General features: G+C 36.6%; 12 protein-coding genes. 5 read left to right on the top strand and 7 right to left on the bottom strand.

The window, feature by feature from the left end:
* Nucleotides 1–554 precede the first annotated feature (554 nt).
* Nucleotides 555–2,060, bottom strand: a complete 1,506-nt coding sequence (locus F6K15_RS18565; RefSeq protein WP_293063094.1) for an FAD-binding oxidoreductase — start codon at nucleotides 2,058–2,060, stop codon at nucleotides 555–557.
* Nucleotides 2,061–2,276: 216 nt separating this feature from the next.
* Between F6K15_RS18565 and F6K15_RS18560 the strand changes: the two genes are divergently transcribed.
* The gene (locus F6K15_RS18560) at nucleotides 2,277–2,408 is read left to right on the top strand and encodes a hypothetical protein (protein WP_293063093.1); all 132 of its coding nucleotides are present in this window, start codon (nucleotides 2,277–2,279) and stop codon (nucleotides 2,406–2,408) included.
* 277 nt (nucleotides 2,409–2,685) lie between these two features.
* Here F6K15_RS18560 and F6K15_RS18555 read toward each other — a convergent pair whose 3' ends face one another.
* The 6 genes from F6K15_RS18555 to F6K15_RS18530 form a co-directional block, all read right to left on the bottom strand.
* Nucleotides 2,686–3,183 carry a transposase gene (locus F6K15_RS18555; protein WP_293063120.1) on the bottom strand — a complete coding sequence of 166 codons (498 nt, stop codon included), beginning with the start codon at nucleotides 3,181–3,183 and terminating at the stop codon, nucleotides 2,686–2,688.
* A gap of 125 nt (nucleotides 3,184–3,308) precedes the next feature.
* Nucleotides 3,309–3,605 carry a hypothetical protein gene (locus F6K15_RS18550; protein ID WP_293063092.1) on the bottom strand — a complete coding sequence of 99 codons (297 nt, stop codon included), beginning with the start codon at nucleotides 3,603–3,605 and terminating at the stop codon, nucleotides 3,309–3,311.
* Nucleotides 3,606–3,815: 210 nt separating this feature from the next.
* A complete protein-coding gene (locus tag F6K15_RS18545) occupies nucleotides 3,816–4,148 on the bottom strand; it encodes a putative quinol monooxygenase (protein ID WP_293063091.1) in 333 nt (110 codons plus the stop codon).
* Nucleotides 4,149–4,506: 358 nt separating this feature from the next.
* Complete coding sequence (locus F6K15_RS18540; protein ID WP_293063090.1) at nucleotides 4,507–6,144, bottom strand: cupin domain-containing protein; 1,638 nt, start codon at nucleotides 6,142–6,144, stop codon at nucleotides 4,507–4,509.
* A 1,157-nt stretch (nucleotides 6,145–7,301) separates the two neighbouring features.
* Complete coding sequence (locus tag F6K15_RS18535; RefSeq protein WP_293063089.1) at nucleotides 7,302–7,454, bottom strand: hypothetical protein; 153 nt, start codon at nucleotides 7,452–7,454, stop codon at nucleotides 7,302–7,304.
* Between the two features lie 637 nt (nucleotides 7,455–8,091).
* Complete coding sequence (locus F6K15_RS18530; protein ID WP_293063088.1) at nucleotides 8,092–10,239, bottom strand: DUF4347 domain-containing protein; 2,148 nt, start codon at nucleotides 10,237–10,239, stop codon at nucleotides 8,092–8,094.
* A 781-nt stretch (nucleotides 10,240–11,020) separates the two neighbouring features.
* On the opposite strand from F6K15_RS18530, the gene F6K15_RS18525 reads away from it, so the two are divergent.
* The 4 genes from F6K15_RS18525 (at nucleotide 11,021) to F6K15_RS18510 (ending at nucleotide 13,787) form a co-directional block, all read left to right on the top strand.
* Nucleotides 11,021–11,368 carry a carboxymuconolactone decarboxylase family protein gene (locus F6K15_RS18525; RefSeq protein WP_287276254.1) on the top strand — a complete coding sequence of 116 codons (348 nt, stop codon included), beginning with the start codon at nucleotides 11,021–11,023 and terminating at the stop codon, nucleotides 11,366–11,368.
* 180 nt (nucleotides 11,369–11,548) lie between these two features.
* Nucleotides 11,549–12,115: a hypothetical protein gene (locus F6K15_RS18520; RefSeq protein ID WP_293063085.1), complete on the top strand. Its 567-nt coding sequence runs from the start codon at nucleotides 11,549–11,551 to the stop codon at nucleotides 12,113–12,115.
* A gap of 654 nt (nucleotides 12,116–12,769) precedes the next feature.
* Nucleotides 12,770–13,369 (top strand): DJ-1/PfpI family protein, encoded by a 600-nt coding sequence (locus F6K15_RS18515; protein ID WP_293063084.1) that lies wholly within the window; start codon nucleotides 12,770–12,772, stop codon nucleotides 13,367–13,369.
* A gap of 256 nt (nucleotides 13,370–13,625) precedes the next feature.
* A complete protein-coding gene (locus tag F6K15_RS18510; RefSeq protein ID WP_293063082.1) occupies nucleotides 13,626–13,787 on the top strand; it encodes a hypothetical protein in 162 nt (53 codons plus the stop codon).

Here is a 13,787-nt window from a genome sequence, read left to right as displayed (position 1 = left end):
AGGGGGAAGAGGGGGAAGAGGGGGAAGAGGAGGAAGAGGGGGAACTCAAAAAAATATAGGGTTGTCAATATTCTCGCTATGACAAAGAATTAGCCCTGCCCTTTGAAAGGGAGGGCTGTTTCATTCTCGATAGACACGGGGATGCGGGGACACGGAGACACGGGGATAGAGGTTTTTAAGCGACGTTGAACCAAATATTCTCTCAGAGCTTAAAGGCGCTTATTTGCGCTCAACATCGGCAAATTTTGGCAAATTTAACTATTCCACTATTCCTTTATCTTCCGTTCTCTCTAAATCGTTAATCTACAATACTTTGAAACAGCCCTGCCTTTGAAAGGGGGGAAAGAATTTTTATATTCACTAAAAAGTCATACATTGCTATTATGTCTTAGTAATTATTCTTTGAAGGATTGAATTATGTCAAACTTTTTGATTTCATTAATTGCCCATAACGGTAAATATGTTTGTGCTGAAGGGGGGGGTGGTGGCTCTCTTATTGCCAACCGATAATCATAGATTTTTATAGATTATCGTAGGTTTCTAAGAACGGATTACTAAATATTTTCGACACAATAGTTCCCAGGAGAAATAATATTATTAGGATCCAGTAGTTTTTTAATACCACCAATCGTTTCCCAATAAGGATCATTGTGGCGATCGCTAAAGTGATTCATTTCTTTAATACTCATGCGATAAGGATAAATTCCTATTTTTTCCAATTCTCTATTTAAGTGTTTCGCCCATTGATGTGCATTTGTTATTTCTTGCTGTTTTTCACGATCAAAGTAGACTCTAAATAGCCCTTCAAGAGCCATTTCTCCTATACTTACAAAATTATGAAAAGGTGTTACATTAAATTCTTGAGAAACTTGATTCACTAAATATATCACCTTTTTAATTACCATAGATTCAAAAGGAATTGCTGGGGTTACAGCTATAAAACCAGGAATTTTCTTATAAAAATCAATCTCATATTCTGAATTTTGAAATTCAAATTTGTTCATTTCTCCCATTGTCTCTATACTATAATTAGAAGGAATTCCATTCCCTAACATTTGTAATATTGAATGATATCTATGAGACAAAGATTCTTCCGCTTCACTATTCAAAAAAATCAAATGATCACACAAATTACCAATTTTAGTTTTAACTTTTTCCGTACACAAACTTTTGATTTCTTCTGTCCCATAAAAGTTAAATATAGCTGACCAATCACCTGTATAATTAAACTGATTAGCAACAGTGGTTCTCGGATCATTTTTATTAGTAATCATCAGCCAATTATTTATTAATTTAATTTCTTTAAGTTGGATAAACGTATTTATAAATTCTACAAGGCTTTTTTCTTTGAATTCCCCATAAACGATAGTAGTTGGTATCCGAGGTTTTAGACGTACTACCATAGCAGTGACAATTCCTAGATTCGATTGTGTAAACATCCCGTTGATATCTGGTCCTACTCCCGGTGGATGGAAGAATATCGGTTTTTTTGTTTCATCAACATCAAAATAATGCCAGAATCCTGTTCTTACTATTTTTCCATTACCCAATAATACTTCTAATCCTGTCAGAAATTCATAACGATGAGCAAAAAAAACACTACCTCTGTCTAAGAGATTTCCTACAATGCTAGTATTTTCGGCTGAACCTGTAGAAGGTAACATTAAATTTGTATTCTTCAATAAATAATCAGATAATTTTTTTTGCGTAACTCCTGGTTCAATAATTGCATATCGGTATTTTTCATTGACTTCTCTTATATGATTCATGAAACTAAGGATTACTAAAGCACATCCTTTTGTGATCGGTATTTTTGAGCCAAGACCCCAGTTTTTTCCGGTACTTACTACATAAATAGGTACATGGTATTGGTTAGCAACTGCTACAATTTTTTCAAGCTCACTTCTGTTCTCAGGTTTTAATATAGCTACTAATGGTTCAGTTTCATATTCTGTAATGTTTTGAGTATACTTTTTTGTTACTTCTCTAGAACTTTCGACTTTACTACTGCCAATTTCATCTTTCCATGCTTGAATTGCTTTTTGGTAATTTCTCATCATTCTTTTTTTAGGTTATGTTTATGTTAGTAAATACAATTATTCTTGATCAAGAACTTAAATTTAGTTCTTCATACCAAGCTTGTAATAAGGTAAAAAATCATAGGTTTTTTATTGACAGTGAAGTTGCCGGCGATCGCAGGATAATTTTGTCCTTTAAAACGTTTTACTACACTAACAACTTTTAGATTTTGCTCTCTAATTACTGTACACGAGGAAATGCCGGAGCATTTAGCTGCTGATGAAAAGCACAGTCGATGGCGAGGAGAAAGAATTTATCTGCCAACTGTAGCAGCGAAGGATTGCATTTTAGGCATGGATATTGTCAAAAATGCGGATACGGATTCTTAATCAGTATGAATTTCAGAGAGAAATTTTATAGCTATCAACCGTACGAATAAAACTGTAGAAAATCGTGACAGCTTTTATCTTGATATTGGATTAACCAATACTGGCGCTCTCGGCGCAGCTCACTATTCCCATCCTACGGAATGCTACGCAAACGGCAGTAAATGCCTCTGGGAATTTCTTTCTAATTATTTGAAGACTGCCATTAACATCGGCATTAATGACTATACCAGTTCCACTCCTGAATAAACCACGTTTGACTCGCTTGCCTACATAGAATTCAATAGCATATTGGCTTTTCTAAGTCAATAGCAGATGTTTTACTGGTGTAACTTTCTTCTGTTTCAATTACCTTAATCCCTGCTAGCTGACATTTATAAGTAATTTGCTTGACTAACTTATCATGTGGTATCTGGGTGAAATTTTGGTTGTTTTTTTTGCCGATATTTGCACTTTGTTTCCAGTTATCATTTTTTCCTATGACTACAGTACCAATATTATTAGTTACTAAATAATTGACAACTAATTTGCTGGTGTTATGCAGATAATTCTCTACAAAACGGTTTCGATGATAACTCAATGCTTCTATCTTACGGCTGCTTTTTCTGTTCCCTTTAAGATGACTTTGGTACTTGGCTTTACGCTTGTTGTAAAGCTGATTAACACTTTTTAGTGGCTTCCCGTTAACAAGCATAGGCTTAACACCAGGCTTGTTTGTAGATAGAGCTACCTTACTGTCAATCCCTAAGTCTATTCCGGCTACATATGTTGAGTGTATTTGTGGCTGAAGAGTTTTTTCATATACTACTTCAATTATATAGCAGCTAGTAGCAGGTAGTTAACTGAAACAGCACGACAAGTGTATTCCCACTTTTCTTCTTCCTTACTTCCTTCTTCAAATGACTATTTATTCAGAACATTACAAATTAATTTACCCGCACCATTAGGTTGAAATTTGATAATCTTACCATTTTTTTGTATTTTATTTTTAGTGCGACAATTATAAATTTCCAATGGTTTTCTATTACCATTAATACTAACTTCTGCTCGGTATTCCCAATAGTTTTTAGCACTGCGTTTAATACTGAGAATACAAATTTTATTGCCGTTATAGTTACGACAAAAAGATGCTGCTGCGGGAGGTGCAACAGCAAAAAAGAATATGAATAAAAAAATTGATAAAATAATATATTTCTGCATTTAAAGATGCTATTTATTTTCTTAACTGTTATTTTCTGTAGCGATCGCTCTTAGAGGATATCTGAAAATTTTTTTGATACTGAATTTTGCCCCCCTAGCCCCCCAATTCTGGGGGGAACAAGAATCCATTAGCTGGTAAAAGTCCCCCAAAATTGGGGAATTTAGGGGGCTTGAATCTACATTGTTAATTAATGTGATTTGATATAAGTATTAAAGTCCGAAGCTCAATTTATCAATATCATAAACTCTCACTTCTGCATCTTCAGCTAAAAGTTCCGATATTTCTTCAATTAAAGGTGAAATGTAAGGTTGCTTAAGATGGGAATTAAGAGCTTCTCGGTCTACCCATTCTTCAAAATATAAAAAGGTATTAGGATTATCAAACTCTTCATACAAAGTATAACTAATATTTCCAGCTTCTTTATGAGTTTCTTCAAAACCAGGTTTTGCGAGTTCTAAAAATCGTTCTCGTTTTTCCGGTTTAATTTTGTATTTTCCAGCTAAAACAAGTGTAATTTTTTTGTCTTCATTTGCTTGATTCATGTTGAAATCCTTAAATTTTGAACTATTAGGTATTGTCTAAACCAATGATACTCTTTTTTGATTACCTAATTAGACAATATAAATACTTGTAATAAAAAATTGGGATTTGTGTAGGTTGGGTTGAGGAACCCCGGAAACCCAACAAAACTTATGTATGTTGGTTTATGAGAATGCTTTTTCCTAGTTCATGCTACGAGAAATGTTGCGGAGTAAAACCGTTCCTATGATATTAATGATAATATCATAGGAGCAGATATAGTTTATGTAAACCAAAAAGTAAATATTTACAAGAAATTTAAGTTTTTTCAGGCTTTTCAGCCTTCTTCCTTCTTCCTTCTTCCCTCTTACTTACCTTATATTAAATAAAATCTTCAATTCCAATTACATCAGGCGAAACATCTAATAAAGTAGTTAAAACTTCACCCGTACTTGTAACCTGAATTTGAGTCACTTCATTTACAGAAGTAACCGTTAAATCATTAACAGTTAAATTAATTAGCTCAAATACATCTAAACCATCTTCAAAGTCAGAAATTTCATCTGTCCCAAAACCAGCTCCCAGGATAAAGCGATCGCGACCTCCACCACCACGAATAGTATCATTTCCTGCTTGGCCATTGATGATGTCATCCCTACCACCACCACTAATTAAATCGTCACCTGAGCCACCATCAATTATATCTGCACCATCACCACCCAAAATCGTATCATTACCATCTTCTCCAAATAGATCGTCATCACCAGTGTCCCCATTAATGAAGTCTTCACCTAAACCACCAAAAATAGAATCGTTACCTTGGTCTCCATAAAGATTATCATTCCCACCGCGATCGTCAATTATAAAGTCATCGCCCTTACCTCCAAAGACGTTGTCATCTCCTTCTAACCCATTAATAATGTCATTTCCTGGAAGACCTAAAACACTATCATTGACTGAACTTCCTACCAATTCATTATCACCTTGGTCTCCTACAATTGTATTCTCCACTGGGTTATTTGGACGAACATAAGGAGTATTCAACCACAGGGAATCAAGCAGTTCGGTTTGACCATCTAGCAATGCAGGGTCATATTCAAATACCACACTTCCATTAGGATTAGGATCTTCTGGATTATTTCCATTTCCATTTCCATCTTCCGATAGATATTCACCAAATCCTGAACTGATAACAACGCTATATTCAGGAAATAAAGTTGCCCAATTGTCAATCCTAGCCAGAGTTTCTTCGTCCGTCAAACCTGTAACAAAAGCTTCCGAAGCATCTGGGTTATCTAACTGGATGCCAATTTGAGGGTGGGTAAAAAATTGTTCAATTCCACCTTCGGGAACAGGAAAGTCGGGGTTTGCTGGGTTCTCTTGTCTAAACCAGATACTAGCCATTGTTGCCCGCTCCTGGTTAGGATTTCGGAATGAGTGTAGGGTTCCGGCTGGAGTATAAACAATTTGACCCTCATTGAGACGAACATAATTATAAGTGTCTTCTGTTGGTACATTGACTCCAGGAATTTCTCCGGGTGCGTAAGCTCCTGGGTCACCAAACCACAGGTCTAATTGCCCTTCAATTACATAAAACCACTCGGCATCAAACCAGTGAACGTGAGGAGTAGGACCGGTATCAAAGGGAACAGTAGCTGGAGAATAAGTGTAGGGGGTAATTGGGTGGTCTTCTGTGGAGATTGTATTGATAATTTGAACGCGATCGCGGTCGAAGGGAACATCACCTTGGAGAACTTGCTCGAAAGCTTCAACATTAGTTGGTATTAAATTAGTTTCTGTAAGAGTTCCTATTTCTCCGTCTGCTTCAATTATTGGTTTTGTTACAATGGCATCTTCTGGAGTTGTGACAATTTGGAACTGATTCGCTTCACCTGCGGGAAAAGAAGTCCATTGTGAGTCAACAAAATTCTGTTCTGGTAGTTGAAGACCTTCAGGAAATGAATAGAATGGAGCCTGTTCGTATGCAGGCAAAGAAGTTTGACTTGCTACTAGTTCCATTGATATTTTAATTGTGAATTTTAGTGAAAAATATGAATAATTATATAGCTATCCATCCCTTTATTATAGTAAGACATTTTGTCAAAGTCAATAGATTTATTTAGACATTTCAAGAAATATTGATTTTGAGGCTTTTCAGCAATCTTTGTAGGGATATTAGATGGATTTTTTACAAATTTTTTTCTGAGATAGTTTCAGAGATTAGAAATATTTACTGACAAAAATTCTCTTTTCGAGTATTACTACGGATAAAATTGAAAATTATCTTTATCTGTGGTGGGTTTAATATTCCAACGTCTAAGTAGGTAGGCGTTAAAATTTATAGTTAGATCAAGGCAGGATGCAGAGAGCAGAAGGAAGAAGGGAAGAGGCTTCAGAGCTACCTTACTTTTTTTTACCGAAAAATTGTGGTTTAAAGCCTCCCCTTTTAAGGGGATAATAAGCGGTCGTTTGCGGAGCAGTCCGTTAGGATGGGATGGCGAGGTCTCCTCGCCATATCCAATCGACCAAGAGAAGAAAAATTTTCATTATTAGTCAATCCTCTCCTTGAAAAGAAGAGGTAATTATTCATTATTCATTATTCATTATTCATTGTTGAAATACTTAGTTTTTTTCGTGCCTACCTACTTACACGGTACTGAAAATTGTTTGGGATTTGTAGACGCGAAGTGACGTTTTGAAGACTATCCATAAGTAATTTTTCCTTCTGTCTTTCCTAAGTCATGCTACACAAACAGCATAGCTGCCTTCTGCCTTTTTCAAGGGTTAATCGATCAGGATTTTTTTTGGCTATATTAACACTATTAATCATAGTTTTATAGAATGGGAAAAGGTACATTGGCAAAGGTCATATTGAGATGGAATATCACATCATTAAAATCATTATTAGCTAAACCAATTGCCCCATCTTCAATGCCAAAATAATTAGGGTTTGCGTATGGAAAGTCTTTTTGCTAGGGTAGTAGGTAGGAGACAGGAGAAATGGGAATGAGCGAGGAAGTAGGAGCTAAGTTTTGTAAGAATGATTTTTCTGCCCAACTATGCGCCTAAAATACTAAATTTTTGAGCGTGAAGAGCTGAAAACCAGGTACTTTTTAAAGGCTAAAAAAAGGCACTTGTCTTTATATGTCAATGCTTTTAGATTTAATCAGCAAGCCCTAATTAGTTCCTAAAGAAATGATTCGAGTCGAGCGGTCTGGGTTAGCTTCTGCATAAGCAAAATTAGTAACACCTCCATCAATACTAAATGTTGTGACAAAAGGAGCATACAATTGACCACTATTTAAGATTAAGTCATCTAAATTTCCCACTTGTCCTGGTGTTATATCATGTCTGGTTATTATAGAGTACTTATCTAAGTGTCCAAATCTTGATCGGGCAAGGGTTTTGAATTTTGTTAATATCTTCTTATTAAAGCAGGTTTGGTATTAAACCAACAGTATTGAATTCCAGTGTATTTCCTTTAAGTATTTGTATTGTTATTCTAGAATATTAAATTATAGCATTTCTTAAGTTACTGAGGTAAATTGTTTTTCTCACAGGAGTGCGCTACCAGGTGCGTCTGTCGCCGACGCGGGGTCGCACCACTATTCCCTGTGTCCCAAATTATAGCAATGAGCACTCAGGTACTTACAATTTCCAGTTCAAAGTGCAGTAAGCGAAAAGGTGTACAAAAAATAATGTGTAAATATGCCAGCGCACATTGCTATACTAATCTGTAGGGATGTTGTATGCAACGTCCCTACTCCCTAAAGCAAACAATTTTGTACCTCAAACTTCTTGAGAATTGCTATATCAAATTTAACTATTAGACCTCTCCGGAAAAGAGGGAGTAGGGAGTAGGGAGTAGGGAGTAGGGAACCCACCCCTAACCCCTCCCAGGAGGGGAAATAATTGATGATTTATGCGTATGGGATTGATTTGATTTTTGATTATTGGAGATATCTATTAATTAATTACCACAAAATCATCAGCATTGATTAAAGTAGGTGAAACCATCGATAAAGAAGCCAATAATTCTCCTGTTGCAGCAACTTGAATTAATGTATTATTTTGGCTTAATACAGAAGTTAAATCTTCACTTGTACCTGGCAAAATGTTTAGGTTCTCAAAAGTTAATCCACCTGATAAAGCCAATAAATCAAAACCATCTTCAAAGAAAATTAAATCTACACCAGCACCCTGAGTTAAGAGATAGTTGTCATTACCATTGAGTCCTGCTAAAGTATCGTTACCCAGTCCCCCATCTAGAAAATCATTACCATAACTACCTACTAAAACATCGTCCCCATCACCACCAAGTAAATTATTATTAGTTGCTAATACTTGTCCCCTAATTTCACCATCTGGAAAAGCATTAGTATGAACTTGAATATATAAACCATTTCTGAGTAATTCTTCAGTGCTGGTTGAAACAAATTTTGTACTCATGGGATTACTTTGCTCTGACAAAGAAGCATCTGTGTCATCCCATATTCCTGTAAGAATTTCCTGTTCATAATCAACAATTAAATCTGCATCGTCCTCGCTCGGAAGACCAAAAATATTCAAACGATGAGGCCCAGAAGCACCAATATCACCTTGATGAAGATGTATTTTTGTTACATCTTGAGCTTCAGTCCGCTGTGCCGGATCTGCCACTAAATTCAGACCTTCAAGATCGATCGAATAACCTACTGCTGTTTGAGTCTCATTCAGGGTAAGGAATGCCTCTCCAGTAGCAAGGGAAGGAACACCATTTTGACTTCCATCCAATTGAGCTTGAAAAGAGCGAATACCTTCATTTGGACTAAGTTGACCCCGTAGTTCTCCATTTGGATTATTAACAGTATGAATATTAATACGGTAATCACCTGCTAAATAGGCAGGAATTTCCGCATTTGTTAAAACTAACGAGCCACTAAAGCTTCCAGAACCATCACCATTATCAACAACTGTGAGATTACGAACAACAGAATCTGCTAACTCCGAACGTCCCCAGTCTAAACGGATGGCACTGGGAAGGTTTCCATCTCGATCAACTTCTCCCAGTGTAAGTAGGGGACTGCTTAAATTACTAAATGTTCCTTCAATATCTAACTGATTAGCTGATGTGGTAAAACCAACAAATGTCAAGGCTCCAGTTGCCGTCGTTTCTGTAACTCCTGTGGGGGGTGTGAGGGATATAGTTTTCTCCTCTGCATAATCATCTAAACTCCCCGCAAACAGAATGTCTTCTCCTAAACCACCGTATATATTATCATTCCCCACCCCTCCAACCAGGGTATCATTACCAGCATTTCCACTTACTATATCGTTACCTGGATCGCCAGAAAGGATGTCATCACCATCAAAGCCAAATACAGCATCATCATCAGGACCACCATAGGCAATATCATTTCCTTCATTGCCATAGATTAAATCATTACCAGCATTTCCTGAAAGTAGGTCGGTGTTTCCCAAGCCTTCAAGAGTATCATCTCCATCTAGAGCTAATATGTCATCTGGACTTTCTGTCCCGATTAAATAATCATTCCCAAAAGTGCCAAACTGGTCTAAGTAAAAACCATGTAAAATCCCAGTATATTGTTTGAGAGCTTGAGGAGAAAAAGCCGATCTAGGCACAAAATTTCCAATTTTAGTTTCTAAGTCCCATGTTCCACCTTTGGCCGCATTACCGATGGGATATTGAGAAGCTGCAATATTAGCATGGGTTAATTGTTGGAGGAGTGAGAGAAATTGACTAGATGGATCTGCTGCAACATCACAAGCATAGAGAAGAATCTCACTTACTCCCCATTTTTTGAGGGATTGACGATAACTCAATATATTGTCTTGATTTATCGGAGTTTTCCCTAAAAATAAGGTTCCAGGATTACCATGACAAACTATATGAAGACTGTGGGTTGGACGATCGGATATTGCTTGAGTAATTTGCTCAATACCATCAATATCCGGATCTACCAGAATTACTGTTGCTTGCTGGTTTACTCCCTTGAGCAAGTGGTCATAATCTTTAACCCGGCGGTCTATAGCAATCAGTGTTTTCGGGGGGCTAGCGTTTGACCATTGATTTTCTAGGTATAAATAATGATTGTTATGTTTAAGGTTAGTCATAATTTTCTCAATGATTAACTTGAAAGCTTCACATATTTAATTAATTACACCGCCTCTAGAAAGATTCTATTGCAGTACCGTTACCAAAATTATTCATGACTTACGCAAATTGACTTTTAAAGCACCATTTGTAGGGGCGAATGGTATTCGCCCTAGTCATAAGTAGAGTCTCTGCGTAAGTCCTGTTATTATTAATATTAACAAACTAAGTATATACAAATTTTATCACATAGGTTATAATCATCACCTTTATGTCAAACCTGATTACGGTTAATTCATTCTCATCAACTTAGAAAAGCTTAACAATGTTTAAATACTTGTAATTGAGTAATCAGAAAAAACTACAAAAGTGATTTAGATCATTGTTAATTTAGACCCCTAAGTAACATTTTAGAATATTAAATCGGAAAATATTAGCCTGTTATAGTTAAAAAAATCATAAAATCAATTTAATTAATGAATTAATCTAAGTTAAGGTGATAATGTAGTTAATAGAAAAAATGTTTCGTACAAATATAATAGATTTGCCTCACTCTGAACAGCAAATCAAATTGGTCAGGAGCGTGGACAATGATATTATTTAGTACCTTGAGCAAGTGGCCGTCATCTGCTCTGACAAAGGTCGATAGCTTACTAAAAAAGTTAGATGTTAAACTGTGTAAGTAAAGCGATTATGTTAGGTAATGCTAACGCCATATTGCTCTATAACGCTGACACAAACACAGTCTTGAAACAAATATCAAAAAACCATAGCAAGTGGGAAAAATTAAGCGGATAAACTATGGAATACAAAAACGCAGTCCTAGATGACAAAGCTCTGCAAGAAGGCTTAAATGGGATCAACCCCAAATTTGGAGACTTTTGTACTCGTGTAGCAGGTGAAGCATGGGGTCTACCACTCATAGACCAAAAAACCAAAGCTTTGATTACAATAGCAATTGATGTAGTCAATCAAGATCATGTAGGTCCGGGAAACCCTTTTGGCGCTCATGTTAATATGGCAATGCAACAGGGAGCTACCCGTGAAGAAATAGAGGAGTTGCTATTATTCACCTGTGTTTATGCAGGATTTAATAAAGCAGCAGGTTGCTTTGGCGCTCTGAATGAAATTTTAGGCCCGTCCGCATAATCATAAATATCGTTAATCGTTATTAGGGTAGATCGAAAAATCTACTAATATCTTCAGGAACAAAGAAAGCACAATTCTATAACTACGAGAAACGAGAAAGTGTGGTTTCTTTAACGATCGCTCACGTCGCCGAGCAATTTTGTTTCAACCAGTGAAAAAACAACTACAAATCTAGATATTATGAGCAAGCGCACAAGTTACTACAAAGACCTAACAGCAGATTATTCCCGAGCTATTCCAGTAGCTGCTGATGTTGCCGAAAAAATGATTGCCGATGCCGAAAAAATCATTGCCATGAAAGAAGCAACATTACCAGAGATAACTGCTGACTACACATTAGAACAAATAGAGAAAGAAAATAAAGAGTGGTGGCCTACTCATTGTGAAGCTTTGAGACAAGGACGCGGTGATATTTTAACTGCTGAATATCGAGAAGATTTAGTTTATTTGTGCCAAGATGGACCTTATTCTGGTCTAGAGGAACAAAAAGAAAGGGAACAGCATTGGTGGGCGTTGATTTCTCAACCAGGAGTTATTATGTGTTGGCCTATTGTGATGTTTTCTGGAGAACATACATTCTTCGAGTGGAAAAGTGTGGATCTCGAAACCAACGAAACCATTGCCAAGGGAAATGTGACTTGGGTCCGTCGCGGTCACAGAGGTGGTTGCTACTTAAAAACTGAGCAATTAACATTCTATCGTGATGTATTTGCAGCAGCAGAACTTCTGAAGTTAATTACTACATAAGAAAAAAATTAGATAGTTAAACTGAAGGGAGTTGATATAGCATTTCTGATAAATGATGAGGTACATTTACGATCCCCCGCGCATCCCCCTAAAAAGGAGGACTTTGAAACCTCCCCCCTTTTTCAGCTATCCCTTACCCATAAGTATTGAAACCCTTGTGGGAAACACCCCTAAGCCCTCCCAGGAGGGGAAGGGGAGCAGGGAGCAGGGGAGAAGGGAGAAAAAATCATAGTAGCTAAGTAAAACTACTGAAGTAGCAAAAAAAAATGTATGGGAAAATACATTTTTTATCCCGAAAAAGCCGAGCCAAGACTTAGTCATAACTCATCTATTTTGTCAAGCTTTATGTTAAGAAAGATGTGGGTAATGGATAGCCTTTTTAAGGGGGGCAGGGGAGGATCTAAAACTGTATCTCATAAATTACAGAAGCGCTATAATAATTTCCAGCTCCCTATTAACTATAATTTTTGCAGAAAAAGAATTAGGCTCTATAGAGACTGAGTTATTACATCTGAGTTTAAAGCCAAAATAGCACCTCAATAGCTATTTTTTTATGATAACGATAGAATCAATGACGATAATGTTATCCCTAGTAGATTCATTAGTAGATTCATTGTTTGATTATACTTTGTAAAGAGTAAGGAGTAAAAAAGAATGGCTACCGCGACAAAAGGTAAAATTGGAGTCTTAATAGAAGACCATTTTGATCCTACAGAATATCTAAAATTTAATGAATTTTTCCCTCAAAAAGGCTATGAAGTAGAATATATCACTCATTTATGGGGTAATAAAGAATTACATTTTGGCTCTAACCCAGAAAATAATATTGTTGGAGAACAAGTTACTGTTTCTACAGAAGTTAATGATGTTAAACCCTCAGACTATAAAGGGATAATTTGTATTGGCGCTTATGCAATGGATAGATTGAGGTATCAGGTAAATCCTAAAAAAGGTGAACCAAACCAAGCGCCAGCAGTAGCATTTCTTCGCAAAGCTGTCAATACTGAAAATGTTAAATTAGGAGCAATTTGCCATAGTTTATGGCTATTTTGTGCCGACAATGAAATGATTAAAAATAAAAAAGTCACCTGCGCTCATAACATTATTTGTGATGTAGAAAATGCTGGAGCAGATGTAATATTTGATGGAGATCAAACAGCAGATTTAGTGATAGATGGAAACTTAATCACAGCCAAACATCCAGGTGTAACAGATGAATTTATGGAAAAATTTGTAGAAGCGATCGAGGCTTAAGAATTAATATTGAAGAAGGTGGTAAGTGGTAAGTGCTACCTCAAGATTTAGGATTAAATTAGAGGATAAAAATAATGAAAATGCACCACCACCAAAAATTAAAACCTGTCACTCTAAATATGGAACCCATTTGATAGCTATCTATATTATGTAGTTAAAGATAGGGATCAGGGGAATGGGAGACTCACCCCTCGCCCCTCCCCCTCCCAGAAGGGGAATTGGGGGTTAAGAACAGAATGTTAAAAACTCTCTATCTTTGTCTGAAAGAGTGTTCAATTGTGAGCATTGTGGTTTCAGTTGTACTCGAGAGTTGAATGCTAGCTTAAATTTAGCTATGGCGGGCAGTTTGCTCCGCAACGCTAGCGCGAACCGTCCGTGTCAGCTTGTGGACTGGACAGGCGCCGACGTTGCCAGGTAG

It is taken from the genome of Okeania sp. SIO2B3 (assembly GCF_010672525.1).
Classification (GTDB): Bacteria; Cyanobacteriota; Cyanobacteriia; order Cyanobacteriales; family Microcoleaceae; genus Okeania.
The sequence above is the reverse complement of the archived record's forward strand: the minus strand, read 5'-3'. Positions and strand labels throughout refer to the sequence as shown.